The sequence below is a fragment of the Neorhizobium sp. DAR64862/K0K3 genome, from assembly GCF_050500185.1.
Lineage (GTDB): Bacteria > Pseudomonadota > Alphaproteobacteria > Rhizobiales > Rhizobiaceae > Neorhizobium > Neorhizobium soli.
On record NZ_CP191449.1, the window covers coordinates 451520 to 466736 of the forward strand.

At 61.0% G+C, this 15217-nt stretch carries 15 protein-coding genes; 6 read left to right on the plus strand and 9 right to left on the minus strand.

Annotated features, from left to right (window positions below):
* Positions 1 to 124 precede the first annotated feature (124 nt).
* The 3 genes from ACQY1L_RS02215 to ACQY1L_RS02225 are packed head-to-tail and all read left to right on the plus strand — an operon-like array spanning position 125 to position 2453.
* Entirely contained in the window at positions 125 to 1195 is a 1071-nt protein-coding gene (locus ACQY1L_RS02215) for a hypothetical protein (protein WP_062460863.1), read from the plus strand.
* A 3-nt stretch (positions 1196 to 1198) separates the two neighbouring features.
* The gene (locus tag ACQY1L_RS02220) at positions 1199 to 2230 is read left to right on the plus strand and encodes a peptidoglycan -binding protein (protein ID WP_062582385.1); all 1032 of its coding nucleotides are present in this window, start codon (positions 1199 to 1201) and stop codon (positions 2228 to 2230) included.
* Between the two features lies 1 nt (position 2231).
* Entirely contained in the window at positions 2232 to 2453 is a 222-nt protein-coding gene (locus ACQY1L_RS02225; protein ID WP_062460856.1) for a hypothetical protein, read from the plus strand.
* 21 nt (positions 2454 to 2474) lie between these two features.
* Here the strand turns inward: ACQY1L_RS02225 and ACQY1L_RS02230 are convergent, their stop codons facing one another.
* Together ACQY1L_RS02230 and ACQY1L_RS02235 are read right to left on the minus strand one after the other, a co-directional pair.
* Positions 2475 to 3728 carry a glucoamylase family protein gene (locus ACQY1L_RS02230; protein ID WP_430242447.1) on the minus strand — a complete coding sequence of 418 codons (1254 nt, stop codon included), beginning with the start codon at positions 3726 to 3728 and terminating at the stop codon, positions 2475 to 2477.
* A complete protein-coding gene (locus tag ACQY1L_RS02235; protein WP_430261942.1) occupies positions 3728 to 5524 on the minus strand; it encodes an ABC transporter transmembrane domain-containing protein in 1797 nt (598 codons plus the stop codon). Before ACQY1L_RS02235 ends, ACQY1L_RS02230 begins: the two co-directional genes overlap by 1 nt.
* A gap of 188 nt (positions 5525 to 5712) precedes the next feature.
* On the opposite strand from ACQY1L_RS02235, the gene rpmE reads away from it, so the two are divergent.
* Positions 5713 to 5934 carry a 50S ribosomal protein L31 gene (gene rpmE, locus ACQY1L_RS02240; RefSeq protein ID WP_062460846.1) on the plus strand — a complete coding sequence of 74 codons (222 nt, stop codon included), beginning with the start codon at positions 5713 to 5715 and terminating at the stop codon, positions 5932 to 5934.
* Between the two features lie 65 nt (positions 5935 to 5999).
* Positions 6000 to 6536 carry an AAA family ATPase gene (locus ACQY1L_RS02245; RefSeq protein ID WP_430242449.1) on the plus strand — a complete coding sequence of 179 codons (537 nt, stop codon included), beginning with the start codon at positions 6000 to 6002 and terminating at the stop codon, positions 6534 to 6536.
* A 57-nt stretch (positions 6537 to 6593) separates the two neighbouring features.
* Here the strand turns inward: ACQY1L_RS02245 and ACQY1L_RS02250 are convergent, their stop codons facing one another.
* From ACQY1L_RS02250 to ACQY1L_RS02260, 3 genes are all read right to left on the minus strand, one after another.
* Positions 6594 to 7106, minus strand: coding sequence for a DUF1465 family protein (locus tag ACQY1L_RS02250; RefSeq protein WP_062461855.1), 513 nt, complete (start codon positions 7104 to 7106; stop codon positions 6594 to 6596).
* A 440-nt stretch (positions 7107 to 7546) separates the two neighbouring features.
* The gene (locus ACQY1L_RS02255; RefSeq protein ID WP_430242451.1) at positions 7547 to 7738 is read right to left on the minus strand and encodes a DUF1192 domain-containing protein; all 192 of its coding nucleotides are present in this window, start codon (positions 7736 to 7738) and stop codon (positions 7547 to 7549) included.
* Positions 7739 to 7756: 18 nt separating this feature from the next.
* On the minus strand, positions 7757 to 9034 hold the full coding sequence (locus tag ACQY1L_RS02260) for an MFS transporter (RefSeq protein ID WP_062460840.1): 1278 nt from the start codon (positions 9032 to 9034) through the stop codon (positions 7757 to 7759).
* Between the two features lie 207 nt (positions 9035 to 9241).
* Between ACQY1L_RS02260 and ACQY1L_RS02265 the strand changes: the two genes are divergently transcribed.
* Entirely contained in the window at positions 9242 to 9406 is a 165-nt protein-coding gene (locus ACQY1L_RS02265; RefSeq protein ID WP_092659869.1) for a hypothetical protein, read from the plus strand.
* Here ACQY1L_RS02265 and ACQY1L_RS02270 read toward each other — a convergent pair whose 3' ends face one another.
* The 4 genes from ACQY1L_RS02270 to ACQY1L_RS02285 form a co-directional block, all read right to left on the minus strand.
* Positions 9407 to 10324, minus strand: a complete 918-nt coding sequence (locus tag ACQY1L_RS02270) for a PhzF family phenazine biosynthesis protein (protein ID WP_113109777.1) — start codon at positions 10322 to 10324, stop codon at positions 9407 to 9409. It lies immediately after the preceding gene.
* Positions 10325 to 10555: 231 nt separating this feature from the next.
* Positions 10556 to 11452 (minus strand): fructose bisphosphate aldolase, encoded by an 897-nt coding sequence (locus ACQY1L_RS02275; RefSeq protein ID WP_430242454.1) that lies wholly within the window; start codon positions 11450 to 11452, stop codon positions 10556 to 10558.
* 271 nt (positions 11453 to 11723) lie between these two features.
* Positions 11724 to 12923, minus strand: a complete 1200-nt coding sequence (locus ACQY1L_RS02280) for a phosphoglycerate kinase (protein WP_430242456.1) — start codon at positions 12921 to 12923, stop codon at positions 11724 to 11726.
* Positions 12924 to 13041: 118 nt separating this feature from the next.
* Positions 13042 to 14868, minus strand: coding sequence for a potassium/proton antiporter (locus ACQY1L_RS02285; RefSeq protein ID WP_430242458.1), 1827 nt, complete (start codon positions 14866 to 14868; stop codon positions 13042 to 13044).
* Positions 14869 to 15217: the final 349 nt, after the last annotated feature.

Here is a 15217-nt window from a genome sequence, read left to right on the forward strand (position 1 = left end):
TTGTCATTTGAAATGGCGAGGAAAAAACTTCGGCTTGTCCCGGTCTTTGCACCGTGGCGACACTTCAATTCGTCGCAATTTTGCTCTAGCCTCCGCGCGACGCGACCCAGAGGCGAGGCTTATTATGGCGAATGCGACAGTGGACGATCTGGACGAAACTGAAGCTAACCGCCGCCGTTTTACCGAAAAGCTTTCCAACCCGGCTTCCTTCCTCTGGACGATGCTGATCTTCCTGATCATCGTCGGTTTTGTCTGCTCGATCCTGTACCGTCAGGCCGCACAAGCGTTCCAGACCAATCCGGGTCTGAACGGTCTGATCCTCGGCGTCCTGTTGATTGGTATCGTCCTGGTTTTCCTGCAGGTCATCGGCCTTATTCCGGAAGTGCGCTGGTTCAACTCGTTCCGCGCTGCCGGCACCGTCGACAAGGTGGGCCGCGAGCCGAAACTTCTGGCGCCGATGCGCTCGCTGATCGGTGGTCGCCGCAAAACGGCGCTTTCGACCGCAACCTTGCGCTCCATTCTCGATTCGATCGGCACCCGCCTCGACGAATCGCGGGATACGTCCCGTTACCTGATCGGGCTCCTGGTGTTTCTCGGCCTGCTTGGCACGTTCTGGGGCCTGATCGGCACGATCGGATCAATCAGCGACGTCATCGGTGCGCTCGATCCGGGCGCCGGCGGCTCCAACGACATTCTGTCGGCAATCAAGACCGGTCTTGCGCAGCCGCTTGCCGGCATGGGCACGGCGTTTTCGTCGTCGTTGCTTGGTCTGTCAGGCTCGCTGATCCTCGGCTTCCTCGATCTCCAGGCAGGACGTGCCCAGAACCGGTTCTATACGGAACTCGAAAATTGGCTCTCATCGGTGACCGATACGGGATCGGACGCGCCGGTTGCGGCGGCAGGGCTTTCAGCTGGCTCTTCCGGCGAATTCAAGACGCTCGCCGACGAGCTGCGCAAGATTGCGGCGGCTCAGGGCAGAACCGGCAGCGGTGATGTCCAGCAGAACGAGAAGTCGCTTGCTGCCATGGCAAACCTTGCCGAAGGCATTCAGGGGCTGGTCAAGAACATGCGCAACGAGCAGCAGATGCTGCGCGACTGGATCGAGGCGCAGCAGGAAGAATCGAAGGCCCTGCGGCGCACGCTGGACCGGCTCTCCGACAAGATCGGTCAGTCCGACAAGATCGGGAGCAAGTAGACCATGGCGCTGGGCAAGAACCGTCGCCGCCAGCACGGCGTGGACTACTGGCCGGGCTTCGTCGACGCGCTGACCACGCTTCTGATGGCGATCATGTTCCTGCTGACGGTGTTCGTGCTGGCGCAGTTTCTGCTCACCCGCGAGATTTCCGGTCGCGACGAGGTTCTGAACCGGCTGAACAGCCAGATCGCGGAACTGACAGAGCTTCTGGCGCTGGAAAAGGGCAACAATCAGGATATCGAAGATCAGCTCGCCAACCTGCAATCGTCGCTGGCGGTTGCTGAAAGCGACCGGTCGCGGCTGCAGCAGCTTCTCAACCAGGGCAGTGGTGCAAGCGACGCGGCCAATTCCCGGGTGACCACTCTGACGGGTGAACTCTCCAACGAGCGGCAGGTCAGCGCCCGGGCGATGAGCCAGATCGAGCTTCTCAACCAGCAGATCGCGGCGCTGCGGGCCCAGATCGCCGCCGTCGAACAGGCGCTGCAGGCGTCGGAAACGAAGGACGCCAACTCGCAGGCGCAGATTTCGGATCTTGGTCGTCGCCTCAACGTGGCGCTTGCGGCCCGCGTGCAGGAGCTCAATCGCTACCGCTCCGACTTCTTCGGGCGTCTGCGTGAGATTCTCTCCGATCGCGAAAACATCCGCATCGTCGGCGATCGGTTCGTGTTTCAGTCGGAAGTTCTCTTCCCGATCGGCGGCAACGAACTCGATGCGGCCGGTCTCGTGGAGATGGACAAGCTTGCCGCCGCACTTCTCGATCTCGCCAAGGAAATTCCGGCCGAGATCAACTGGGTGCTGCGGGTCGACGGACATACGGACAACGCGCCGCTTTCCGGCACCGGACGCTACCGCGACAACTGGGAGCTTTCGTCTGCGCGCGCGACGTCGGTGGTCAAGTATCTGATCTCGAAGGGCGTGCCGGCCAACCGGCTGGTGGCCGCGGGCTTTGGCGAATTCCAGCCGATCGCGGCTGGCGATACGCCGGATGCTAGAAACCAGAACCGCCGCATCGAACTGAAGCTTACCGAACGCTGACATGACCTACAGCAAGCCCGATATCGACGCCATCGCCAAGGCCGTGGCAGATACGCCTCGCCGCGACAATACCGCCTATCACGAGGCGATGGCGCAGGCGCGCCGTGCTTTCGAGGAGGCGCAGGCTGCGTTCGGCGAGCAATCGGTGCAGCTGAAGATGAAGACCAAGATCAAGCGCAACGGCGATCATGTCGTCAAATGGACGTTCAAGCGCGCGAAGTGATGAGGCGTCGGCGCTCTCGCCTCAGGCGGAGAAGGCCGGATAGCGGAAGCCGAGGCGGTCGAGGCCGCGGCGCACTTCCGGGGCGCCCATGAACAGTTTCCACAACAGACCCGAGCGATGGTTCTCGATCATCGCGACGATCGGCCCCTGGTCGATGGCGATGTAGGTCGACGCGACCCAGCCCGTCTTTGGCGCAATCGCGTCGGCGAAGCCGAAGCGATTGACCAGCCGTCCGTTCTCATAGGCAAGGAGGGCGCGCAAGGCTTCTTCCGCATGGCCGGGCACGAAGGGAAAGCTCGACAGTGCTGCAGACGGTGCAATCGCGCCGAAATCGACCAGCGGCGAATTGGCGGCGTAGCCGGCCTGGGCTTCCGATGCCGTCAGCCCCCAGACGCCGGCTGCGGCATATTCCGGCACGGTCAGGCAATAGGCGCGATTGATCCGTGAATGCGCGACAGCTTGGCGCCAGTAATCGGCGTAGCGATCGGACAGGCCGCGTGGATTGAGCGCACAGAAGGAATATTGCGACAGGAACAGCGGCCCGCCCATGGGTTCGCCCAGCGGCAGCTGTATGCCGAAATATTCCTCGCCGTTCTTCATGGCGCCGTTGCGTGCCCAGCCGCAGTGATAGTTCTGCGGATCGATCGGAAACGTGTCCGAGCCGGCGGCAAAGACATAGGTTGAAAGCGCCTCGTTCCAGCCGGTGATCGGCAGGTTCATCGCCCATTCGTTGATTGGGCTCCAGTGCCAGTAGATCGGGCCGTCGGTCTTGCCGCGGGTGTACCAGGTCCACTCGACCTCGTCGAACAGCCGGGTGATCGCGGTGCGCAGCGATTTTTCGGAAATGGTCTCTGCCGCGAAATATTCCCGGGCGCAGATCAGGCCCTGAAGGAGAAGCGTCGTTTCGACGATGTCGCCCCCATCATCCAGCGCCGAAAACGGGATCATTGCGCTGGTAGCGGGATTGATGAAGTGAGAGAACGCGCCGTGGTAGCGCGGTGCCAGTTCGAGGCTCTCGACAATCGTGGTGATGCGAACCAGCGCCTCGTCGCTGGTGATCCAACCGCGTTCGCAGGCAACCAGGATTGCCATCAGACCAAAGCCCGTGCCGCTGATCGAGATCGCATCGATGCCGGGCGTGCCGTCGAGAAGGCATTTGTCGTAGGGGAGACCGCTCTGCGCATGAGCACCATCCCAGAAATACCGGAAGGTGCGCTGCTGAACGTCATCGAGCAGACTATCCAGATCTGCGGAGATGATGGGGGTCGCGTCCATCAGATCGCGCTGACGGAAGTTTGCTCGAGATCATGGAATTGCAGCCGCGCGAGCTTCGCATAGAGACCGCCAGCCGCCACCAGGCTCTGGTGCGTGCCTTCCTCGACGACGCGACCGCCTTCCAGGACGAGGATACGATCGGCTTTCAACACCGTCGCAAGGCGATGGGCGATGACGAGCGTGGTGCGGTTGCGCATGAGACCGTCGAGCGCCTTTTGCACCAGTGTTTCGCTTTCCGCATCGAGCGCCGAGGTGGCTTCGTCGAGCAGCAGGACCGGAGCATCCTTCAGGATGGCGCGGGCGATGGCGATCCGCTGGCGCTGGCCGCCGGACAGGGTGATGCCGCGTTCGCCGGCGAGCGTGTCATAGCCGTTGTCGAGCTTCGCGATGAACTCGTCTGCTTGGGCAGCGATTGCTGCTGCACGCACGGCCTCGCGTGTCGCGTCTGGTACGCCGAAGGCGATGTTGTCGTGGATGGAGGCTGCAAAGATCGTCACGTCCTGCGGTACGATCGCAAGCCGTGAGCGGATGTCTTCAAGGGTCGCATGGCGGAGGTCGACGCCGTCGAGCCGGATCGATCCGGCCGTCGGATCGTAGAAGCGCAGCAGCAGCGAAAAGATCGTGCTCTTGCCGGCACCGGAGGGACCGACGATGGCGACAGTTTCTCCGGGCGCCACATGCAGGGAAAGCGCATTGAGCGTGATGGCGCTGACGCGGGCCGGATAGGCGAAGGAGACGCTGTCGAACGCGACATCGCCGCGCGGGGGTGAGGGGAGGGCTTTCGGGTGTTCCGGATCACGGACGGCAGAAACTTCATCAAGCAGTTCGGACAGCCGTTCGGCGGCGCCGCCTGCAGAAGACAGCTCGCCCCAGACTTCCGACAGTGTGCCGAGCGAGCTTGCCGCAATCACCGAATAAAGCACGAACTGGCCGAGCGTGCCCGGTGTCATCGTGCCGGCAAGCACGCTCTGGGCGCCGTACCAGAGGACGCCGACGATCGATCCGAAGATCAGCACGATGCCGAAGCCGGTCAGAAGCGCGCGGGCGCGGATCGACTTGCGGGCGGCTTCAAATGCATTCTCGACCGTGTCGCTGTAGCGCGAGGTGGCGACAGCCTCGCCGGTGAAGGCCTGAACGGTGCGTGTGGCGCCGATCGTCTCGGCTGCATAGGCGGAGGTCGCGGCCAGCATGTCCTGTGCGGCGCGCGACCGGCGGCGCACCGAGCGGCCGAAGCCAACGAGGGGGAACACGATCAGCGGGATGGCGCCAAGCGCCAGAGCCGAGAGTTTAGGGCTCGTATAGACCATCATGCCCATCGCTCCGAGACAGAGGATGGTGTTGCGCAGGGCCTGCGATGCGGCAGAACCAAAGGCGGACTTGATCTGGGTCGTATCGGCGGTCAGTCGCGAGACGATCTCGCCGGACTGGTTGACGTCGAAGAAGGAAGCAGACAAACGCGTCACATGCGAAAAGACCTCACGGCGAAGATCCGCCACCACGCGCTCGCCGATGGTGATCACATAATAGTAGCGCATGCCGCTTGCGATCGCGAGAAGCACCGCCAGAACGAACAGCATCACGAAATAGTTGTTGATGAAATGCCCGTCAGATGACGCGAATCCATGATCCACCATGCGGCGGACGGCCAGCGGCAGCGCAAGTGTGGTGCAGGCGGCAAGGACGAGAAAAAAAGTCGCGCCGGCGACCATGGCTCGATAGCGGGAAAGATAGGGGAGCAGTCGGGAAAGCGGCTTGAGACTGCGGTTTTTCTTCTGATTTTCTCGGCTTTCGGCCATGTCGTCTCCATGGCCCCCGGGCAGCGGAATCTCAGCCTTTCGGGGACTTGTACTTGCGGCGCCCTTCCTGTATAGGCTCCGCATCCAATTGGGAAGCCGTGACCGCGCCGGTTTGCGGCTTCATTCATTAAAGACGGTTCTTGCTCGCGCAATGCGACGAACGGACCTCGCAGAGCAGGAATATCGACATGAAGGCTGGCATCCATCCCGACTACCACAAGATCAAGGTCGTCATGACCGACGGTACCGAATACGAGACGTTCTCGACATGGGGCACCGAAGGCGCCACCATGAACCTCGAAATCGACCCGACGTCGCACCCGGCCTGGACCGGCGGCAACCAGCAGATGCTGGACCGCGGTGGCCGCGTTTCCAAGTTCAACAAGCGTTTCGGCGGTCTCGGCCTCTAATCGCTTTTTGCATTTTGACAAAAGAAGCCTGGCGAAAGCCGGGCTTTTTTGTTTTTCTAAAAGGCATGGAGGAGAAGGCCAACTGTCTGTCCAAGCTACCGCTTCCGCTCTGCCGCGTGCTCATCTTCGGCAATGGCGGATCGGGTAAGACGTGGCTTGCGACAAGGATGGGGGAGGCGCTCGGCCATCACCCGATTCATCTGGACGACGTCCACTGGGAGCCGGGGCGTTACGGCATCGCCCGTGATAGGCAGGTCGTTGACGACGACGTTCGCCGGATTGCAGCACAGGATGTCTGGCTGATCGAGGGCGTCTATGGCCGGCTTGCCAGTCTCGCCATCACCCGGGCAACGACGCTGATTTTCCTCGACATCGCCGACGACGTCTGCCTCGAAAACATTCGCCATCGCGGTCTTCAGGGTGGGGGAAGCGTTGCGTCCTTCGAAGAGCTACTCCATTGGGTGGCGGGCTATCGCTTCCGACACAACAACTGGAATTCATTCGAGGCGCATGACCGGATGTTCAGCGCCTTCGAGGGCCCGAAACACCGGCTGGACTGTCGTGACAGTGTCAACGCCTATCTGGCGTCGCTATCTGCATAGTCCCAAACGCAAAAAGGCAGGCCCAATGCCTGCCTTTGGACTGTCGACGTTCAGATCTCAGCCACCAAATGCGGTGTGAAGCAGGTTCTGCTGGGCGCGGACACTGTTTTCGTTGTCGGAGATGACAACGGCTTCCGGGGCGCGATAGATTTCGCGGTCCAGAAGAGCGACGCGGTTCTGCAAACGAAGCGAGCGTTCGACAAGATCACGGAAACTTTCCGGCAGATCGAGCCAGCCCGGAGCATTGCGATCGACATTGAAGCCGTCGAGACGCACCTTGCTCTTTTCCGAAAGAACCTGATCGCGGCTCATCTCGCCGTTGTTGACGGCACGCTGGAGCAGAAGCCACGATGCCATCTGCATCAGGCGAGTCGTCAGACGCATGGATTCAGCTGCATACAGAACCGAGGCCATGCGCGGCAGAACCTTGGATGCAGCACGACCCTGACCGTCCAGATAGCTTGCTGTCTCTTCAACAAGAGCCATGCCTTCGGAGTATAGTGACTTGAACTGGGCAGAGCTTGCGGCGCGGCCCGCAAAACTCACTGTGTTCAATCCCTGCTCGGACATCGAATTCATTCCTGCTAATGCTTTCTTACTCAGGCAATGGCGAAGTGGCTCAAAAAGTTCCATCTGGCCCGCTGAATGAAGTGAACATGATCCTTATACTGAAAATCCGCAAGGCGTTTCTTAATGAAAGGTTAATACCCACAGGAACCGGTAAACGCCCTCGATCTTCTTGAAATGAAACAGATCTTGCGAAAGCGCAAGTCCCCTGAAAATGGCCTTGGGAACGGGTTTTTGATGGCTGCGTGAGCCTGTACAGACCGACAGCCAAAAAAAGAGCCGCAAAAGCGGCTCTCAAGGTAAAACAGGGAGAAATCAGACCATTCGCCGAGCGGTGAAACTGTCTGAGTCCGGCAGAACCGAACATCGCTATATTCTCTGTTAATGATTAATGTTTGCTTAAGATTGGTCGTGGTTTTGCGGTTTATTCTTAGTCCGGCACATCAGGTCCGGAAAAAGCTGTCAGCGGCCTTGCGACCCTCAGCCTTCCTCGCCTTCTCTGCTTCCAGTCTCGCGATCTCTTTCTGCAGGATGTTGATGCGCATCTGCAGTTCGTCCGCAGAGAGCAGCGATAGGTCGGCGCCGATCTCGTGAGCTGCGGGTTTCTTCGGGCGGTCGTCGTCGAGAAATGACATTTCAAGCCTCCTTGGCCGTTATGGCGTCGTCTGCTGTTCAGGCGCGGCTGCATCCTTGGGTCTTGCGCGCGGATCGAGCGAGAGGCCCTCGGGTGTCGCGAGTGGTCCGTTGGTTCCAGTCACCGTCGTGTAGGCGTCGCGTTCGCCGGCAGGGACGGGTGCGCGCTGCCGGCTTCGGACGATCGCATAGACGGTGATCATCAGATGGGCGACAGCCGTGACGCCAAACAGAGCGTGCGGGCCGGCCCAGGTCATGACAGGACCTCCGAGCGTCGGGCCGATGATCGTCCCGATGCCGTAAAGAAGCAACAGGCCGCCGGAGACCTTTACGAAGTCCTCGGGCTGGGCGAAGTCGTTGGCATGGGCAACGGCGATCGGGTAGAGCGCGTTCGCGGCGGCGCCGTAGGTCGCGACGAGGATAACGATCGTGTAGACGTTGGTCGGCGCAACCAGCACAACGGCAAGGCCTGCCAGCGCACTGACGCCGGAGAGGACTGCAAGGACATGACGGCGGTCCAGCCTGTCCGACAACCGGCCCGCCGGAAACTGCATGATCGCGCCGGCAAAGATGGTGATCGATACCATTGCGGCGACCGATCCCTTGTCGAGGCCGACCTTGGTCGCGAACACGGCGCCGAGCGTGCCATAGGCGCCGTTGGCGATGCCGACCAAGAGAATGCCTACGCAGGAGATCGGCGAGTTTCGAAACAGTCCCTTGAGATCCAGCCGCGCGCGTTTCAGCGGTTGTGGTGACGCAGCCTTGGACAGCGTCGTCGGCAGGGCGGCGATCGAGTAGAGGATGCCGCAGACCATGAACAGCGTCGGCAGCGTCACATCGGCAAACGGCACCATCAACTGGCCACCGACAACGCCGAACAGGGTGATGGAGATATAGAAGGAAAAGATCGTGCCCCGGTTTTCCGGTGTGGCACGTTCGTTGAGCCAGCTTTCGATGATCATCGACGTACCGGCAGTGCAAAAGCCGGTGATTGCCCGCAGGATGAGCCACGCGACGTCATCGACCAGCAGGCCGGTCATAAGCACGTTGAGGCAGATCAGGGCCAGGAAGCCGGAGAAAGCGCGAACGTGCCCGATGCGGCGCACGACATTCGGTGCCACGAAGCAACCGATGACGAAGCCTGAGGCCCAGGTTGTGCCGAGCAGGCCGAGAACCTCGTTCGAGTAACCTTCGATCGAACCGCGCACCGGCAACAAAAGACCCTGCAGGCCATTGCCGAGGAACAGAAAGAGCGTACCAGTGAGGAGGGCGAGAACGGGAAGGAGATTACGGCTCATCGTCTATACTGTCAGCTCTCTTCGTGGTCGGTGATCCGCCCTGCCGTGCCGGAGCGATGTTGCGCAGACCGGCACAGGACGTTAACGAAGGTAAGGCAGATCAGAGATCATGACGCAACAGACCCCGATTCTCCTCCCGGTCTAACTGTGGTGGAGAGCAAAAATGTCCAGCCTGTGGCGAGCCTTTGAAACAGTGACGAAAGACAGATGACAAAAACAATCTCCGTCCTGTTGATGCTGGCCATGGTCGTGCAGATCATCAAGCCATTGAACCTCCCGGGCCTCAGGCGCCGGATGGATTTCTGGAAGCTGGCGCTGGTCGCCTTCGCGCTCTGGTCCGTGGCACTGCTGCTGCGCGAGTTCGTCGGCTGATTACAGCTCGATCCGGCCGCTCATCACCTTCACGCAGCTTCCGCTGATCCGCACATCGGTGACGCGACCCTGTCTTTTGACCATGGCGAGCTCGATCACGCTGCGGCGGCCCATCTCCACACCCTGTTCGACGGTCATGCGGATATCGGCGTCGGTTTTAGGGTCAAGCATCGCAAGGAACGCGCCGAGCGCTGCAGACGCGCTACCCGTTGCCGGGTCTTCCGGCACATTGTCGAGCGGTGCGAACATGCGGGCACGGATATGCAGGGGATCCTTGGCATCACGGACATAGAGAAACAGCGAAAACTCCATCTGATCGCCCGGGCTGATCTCGGCCGCGCGATGGAATGACGTGAGATCCGGCCTGGCCGCGGCGAGCGCCTGCAGGCCGTCCAACTCAGCAACTGCGAATGGCAGGCCGACCGATGCGAAGACGGGTGCGTGATTGTGCGTGACGACATGCTCGACGCCGATGGATGCGCAGTCGGCGATACGTTCAGGTTCGATCTCGGCGCCCAGTTCGAGTGGCCGCGGTGCCCGGATGGTTGCGCCGACAACCACATCGCCCTTCCGGATCAGGTCGATCTCGACCAGTCCGGCGATTTCCTCGAAGCGGAGCGTGTTGCCTAAAGCGTTGCCGAACAGGTCGGGCAGGTTTCCAAGGACGAAGGCAGTTCCGACATTCGGATGGCCGGCAAAGGGAACCTCTGTCGTCGGCGTGAAGATGCGCACGCGCGCCGTGTTGGCTGGATTGTCCGGTGGGAGCACGAACGTGGTTTCGGAATAGCCGAACTCCGTTGCGATCGCCTGCATCTCATCGCCCGAAAGGCCGCGGGCGTCTGTGATGACCGCAAGCGGATTGCCGAAGAAGCGCTGGTCGGTAAAGACATCGACGGTGACGAAATCGGCAACAGGCATGGACAGGCTCCCCAGTTGAGGCCCCACTTCTAGAGCCTGCGATCTCCCATCACCAGACAATGGTTTTGATGGAAGACATCAATCCTGATTGTCTGGGCAGGGTCTGGAAACGAGAAAGGCCGCACCCCCCGGTGCGGCCTCTTCCTCCCATGAAAAGGGCCAGAGCTATTAAAGCTGAGGCGGCCTTTTCCAGGTTCGTGTTCCCGATGCCGCAGCATCAGGGTTAGAGCATCAGGCCTTGTTGACGCTCGCGGAATAGATCCCGTCGATGGTTTCAGCCAGGCTTGCGTCGAAATCTGCATCGCTCATCGAGACGCGCAGGTTTTCGGTCAGCGCACGCGAAAAGCTCGCGATCATGTTGCGGTTGTGGCTGAGCTTCTCGCAGGCATCAACGCGGCTGTAGCCGCCCGACAGGGCAACGAGGCGAACGACCGACTTGTGAGCGGCGAGATCCGCATAGAAATCGGCGACCGTTGGGATCGTTACCTTCAGCATCACGTCTTCGCCCGGACCGAGCGTGTCGAGCTGCTGGGCGATCTCGTCGCGCAGGATGGTCTCAGCTTCAGCCTTGGTCGGGCTGTTAATGAGGATCTCCGGTTCGATGATCGGAACGAGGCCCTGTGCGATGATCTGGCGCGCGACTTCGAACTGCTGCTGCACGACGTCAGCGATGCCGGCCTTGTCGGCTGAGGCAATCACCGAGCGCATCTTTGTACCGAAAATTCCCTTTTCGCGGCCGCGGATCAGGAGAGCGTCGAGATCGGGCATCGGCTTCATCATCTGCACGCCGTTTTCTTCGGCAGCAAGGCCCTTGTCGATCTTCAGGAAAGGGACGACGCCGCGCTTTTCCCAGAGGTAGGAGGGAACAGGTTCGCCATCGACATCGCCATCCATGGTGCGCTCGAACAGGATGGCGCCGACGACCTTGTCGCCTGTAAAGGCCGGTGCCTTCATGATGCGGGCGCGCATGGCGTGCATCAGGCGGAACATCTCTTCATCGCCCTGGTATTCGGTTTCGGCAATGCCGTAGAGCAGCAGCGCTTTGGGTGTCGAACCACCGCTCTGATCAAGCGCCGCAATGAAACCGGGCGCCGACCTGACTTTGTCCAACATCTTCGCGTCTACCATAATCGCTCCTATCCCTCACAATGGCGCGTTGCGCGCGTGTGCCCATTCAATCTTCGGAGAGCCCGATATTGAAGAGCATATCCGAAGTTCTCTCCCGCCGATAACAGAAGTTCTTTTAAAGGGAAATGATGCTCTAAGCCATTGAAACGATTGAAATCGTTTCAATCGTTTAAAATATTGAATTTCTTTAAATTCGCCTTGCCGATCGGGCACGGAAGCCTATGTCCCGCGCCTCTGACCCACCAGGAGGCATTCTCCGAACGCTGGCCGATCAGGCCTTTGTCAGAACCGAAACGCCGGGCAGTTCCTTGCCTTCCATCCATTCCAGGAAGGCGCCGCCAGCGGTCGAGACGTAGGAGAAATCGTCGGCCACGCCTGCATGGTTGAGTGCTGCCACCGTATCGCCGCCACCGGCGACTGAAACCAGCCTGCCGGCCTTCGTCTCAGCGGCTGCAAATTTTGCAGCGGAGACGGTCGCTGTGTCGAACGGGGTGATCTCGAAGGCGCCGAGCGGGCCGTTCCAGACCAGCGTCGAGGCCTTGCCGATCCATTCGTTGACGGCTTCGACGGATTTCGGGCCGACGTCGAGCATCATCGCGTCGGACGGGATCGCATCGATCGCGACGGTTTCGTTTGCGGCATTCGCCTTGAATTCGCGGGCAACGACGCCGTCACTTGGCAGCACGATGGTGCAGCCGGACGCTTCTGCTTCCGCCATGATGGCGCGGGCAGTGTCTGCAAGGTCATGCTCGCAAAGCGACTTGCCGACATCGATGCCTTGTGCGGCAATGAACGTGTTCGCCATGCCGCCGCCGATCACCAGCGCGTCCACCTTCTTGACCAGGTTCTGCAGCAGATCGATCTTGCTCGACACTTTGGCGCCGCCGACGATGGCAACGACCGGGCGGGCAGGCTCGCCGAGGCCCTTTTCCAGTGCTTCAAGTTCAGCCTGCATGGTGCGGCCGGCATAGGCGGGCAGGCGGTGGGCAAGACCTTCCGTGGAGGCATGGGCACGGTGTGCGGCCGAGAAGGCGTCGTTGACATAGATGTCGCCGTTCTTCGCCAGTTCTTCGGTAAAGCCGCTGTCGTTCTTTTCCTCGCCCGTGTGGAAGCGGGTGTTTTCGAGAAGCAGGACATCGCCGTTCTTCATCGAGGCAACCGCATCTTCGGCTTCAGGGCCGATGCAGTCGGATGCGAAGAGGATCTTCTGACCGAGCACCTGATTGACGGCCATGACGATCTGCGACAGCGACATGTCGGCGACCGGTTCGCCCTTGGGGCGGCCGAAATGGGCAAGCAGAATGACCTTGGCGCCCTTCTTCGACAGTTCCGTGATCGTCGGCGCAACGCGCTCGATACGGGTTGCGTCCGTCACCTTGCCGTCGCTCACGGGAACGTTGAGGTCGACGCGGACGAGAATGCGCTTACCTGCGATATCGGTGAGGTCGTCGAGGGTCTTGAAGGCCGGCATGGTACTGATCCCGTTGCTTGATAAAGGGTGGCGGGACCATACTATTCTTGTCCGACGGCGCAAGGCTGTCGGTTCAACGAAATGACCTGGGCGCCGTCGTCGAGAGGCCGTCCGACGTTCAGGCGGAGGGGCGGCCGGGGACCGGTTTGCCGCGATACTTGCGGATCTGGTCGCGGATGCGGTGGGCGATCTCGCGCATGTTGATGAAGATCGGCAGCTTAGTGGCAGGCTCCACCGGCTCCAGCGAAACGCCGACCTTGGTGACATGATCCAGCTCGTCGGTTTCCCGGACGATCAGCACAATCGAGCCGAAACGCATGCGGTCGGCATATTCCGTCTTGCCGCCCAGCCGGGAATGCATCAGTTCGCCGATCGTCATTGCCTGCTCGGTTGCCGAGAGCAGGCCCGGACCATAGGCGAGGTCCAGTTCGGTTGCGGGCCGTGTCGGCGAGATGGCGAAGGCGCCGAAGAACTCGGCATCGTCATCATCGACAGGCACGCGGCTCGCAAACAGCCGATCGAGCAGTTTCGTGTAGTTCGGCGTCACGAACAGATAGACCTGATCGTTCTCCCGCAGGCGTCCGGCATACTGGTAGCGCAGGCTGCGGCCGTCGCGGATCACCAGCGACGGCATGGCCCAGCGGGGAATGCGTTCGCCGGACAGGATCGGGCTGTCTTTCAGGACGCGGTAAGAGATCAGTTCATGGGTCGCCTTGCCGGGAAGGTCGAGTTCCAGCTTGTCGACGGCGCCGATCCGCGGCGGGATGATCAATCCGAGATACCGCGCCACCGGCTTGATCGTCCAACCCTGGAGAAGAAGCGAGACGAGCACGATGATGAAGGTGACGTTGAAAAAGACGGACCCGTTTTCGGCGCCGGACAGGATCGGCGTGATGGCGAGCAGGATGGAAACCGCACCGCGCAGGCCGACCCAGGAGAGAAAACCGATTTCCTGCTGCGTGAAGTCATAGGCCATCAGGCTGATCCACACGGCAATCGGGCGGGCGACGAAAATCAGGAACAGCGCCAGACCGATCGCCGGCACGAGCAGGATCGGGAACTGGGATGGTGTCGCGAGCAGGCCGAGCACCAGGAACATGATGATCTGCGCCAGCCACGTCAGCCCCTCGTTGAAGCGCGTGATCTGGTGCTTGGCAAACATCTTGCGATTGCCCGAGTAGATGCCGGCCACATAGACCGCAAGGAAGCCGCTGCCGCCCATCGCGCCGGTAAAGGCGAACACGAGCAGGGCAAGCGTCAGGACGAGGATTGGCGCCAGACCCCGATCGGAGGTGAAGCGGTTCAGGACCCAGACGATCATCAAGCCGCCGAGCAGGCCGAAGATTACGCCGAGCCCCATTTCCTCGAGGAACATGACGGCGAAATGCAGGTCGAGGCCGCCGAAGCCCTGGCCGGTGGCCAGAAGCTCGGACAGCGCGATCGTCAGGAAGATCGCCATCGGATCGTTGGTGCCGGATTCCACTTCGAGCGTCGAGCGCACCTTGTCGCGGATGTTGATGCCGCCGATGCGCAGCAGGAAGAACACCGCGGCTGCGTCAGTCGAGGCGACGATCGACCCGAGCAGGAAGCCTTCGAGCCAGCTGAAGCCCAGGAAATACTTGGCCGCGACGCCGAATACGCCGGCGGTCAAGAGCACGCCGACGGACGCGAGCGTGAGCGCCGGAACCGCGGCTATGCGGAAGGAGTGGAGCGAGGTGCCGAAGCCGCTATCGAACAGGATGATGGCGAGCGCCAACGACCCCAGCATGAAGGTGAAGGAGTAGTTCTCGAAGCGGATGCCAAGACCATCGACACCGGCCAGCAGGCCGATCGACAGGAAGACGAGAAGCAGGGGGGCGCCGAACCGGAAGGCAAGCAGGCTGGAAAAGGCCGCAGCCAACACCAGAACCGTGCCGACCAGCAGGATGATGTAGAAAGCCTCCAAAGTCCCCGTCCTTCCTCTCGCCGCCGTTTACGGAAATCCATCCATCAGGCCCGGCGATTGCCGAATCCTGTGCCGCTGCCGCGATGCGGCAAGATAGCCATGGAGCAGATCCCGGTCAGTGGCCGGGCGATTCGATGTGCATATTCAAATAGACGGGAACAAATCCGGCAAGAGAAGGGCCGGGGGCGAAGAAAAAGCACGCCGGTGCGAAGTGAATCGTTGGCGCAGGCCCGACCGGCAGCGACCTCGGCTACGATGGCGTCAATGTCGGTCAGTACGTTGCGAAGGTAGGCGTGGTCGCGGACACGCCGAAGAGCTGACCCCAGCGCAGCGTCAAGGAGCCGGAAAG

Coding starts and splice junctions, on each gene's coding strand:
- ACQY1L_RS02215 (WP_062460863.1), top strand. CDS start 125: ATGGCGAATGCGACAGTGGACGATCTGGACGAAACTGAAGCTAACCGC.
- ACQY1L_RS02220 (WP_062582385.1), top strand. CDS start 1,199: ATGGCGCTGGGCAAGAACCGTCGCCGCCAGCACGGCGTGGACTACTGG.
- ACQY1L_RS02225 (WP_062460856.1), top strand. CDS start 2,232: ATGACCTACAGCAAGCCCGATATCGACGCCATCGCCAAGGCCGTGGCA.
- ACQY1L_RS02230 (WP_430242447.1), bottom strand. CDS start 3,728: ATGGACGCGACCCCCATCATCTCCGCAGATCTGGATAGTCTGCTCGAT.
- ACQY1L_RS02235 (WP_430261942.1), bottom strand. CDS start 5,524: ATGGCCGAAAGCCGAGAAAATCAGAAGAAAAACCGCAGTCTCAAGCCG.
- rpmE (WP_062460846.1), top strand. CDS start 5,713: ATGAAGGCTGGCATCCATCCCGACTACCACAAGATCAAGGTCGTCATG.
- ACQY1L_RS02245 (WP_430242449.1), top strand. CDS start 6,000: ATGGAGGAGAAGGCCAACTGTCTGTCCAAGCTACCGCTTCCGCTCTGC.
- ACQY1L_RS02250 (WP_062461855.1), bottom strand. CDS start 7,106: ATGTCCGAGCAGGGATTGAACACAGTGAGTTTTGCGGGCCGCGCCGCA.
- ACQY1L_RS02255 (WP_430242451.1), bottom strand. CDS start 7,738: ATGTCATTTCTCGACGACGACCGCCCGAAGAAACCCGCAGCTCACGAG.
- ACQY1L_RS02260 (WP_062460840.1), bottom strand. CDS start 9,034: ATGAGCCGTAATCTCCTTCCCGTTCTCGCCCTCCTCACTGGTACGCTC.
- ACQY1L_RS02265 (WP_092659869.1), top strand. CDS start 9,242: ATGACAAAAACAATCTCCGTCCTGTTGATGCTGGCCATGGTCGTGCAG.
- ACQY1L_RS02270 (WP_113109777.1), bottom strand. CDS start 10,324: ATGCCTGTTGCCGATTTCGTCACCGTCGATGTCTTTACCGACCAGCGC.
- ACQY1L_RS02275 (WP_430242454.1), bottom strand. CDS start 11,452: ATGGTAGACGCGAAGATGTTGGACAAAGTCAGGTCGGCGCCCGGTTTC.
- ACQY1L_RS02280 (WP_430242456.1), bottom strand. CDS start 12,923: ATGCCGGCCTTCAAGACCCTCGACGACCTCACCGATATCGCAGGTAAG.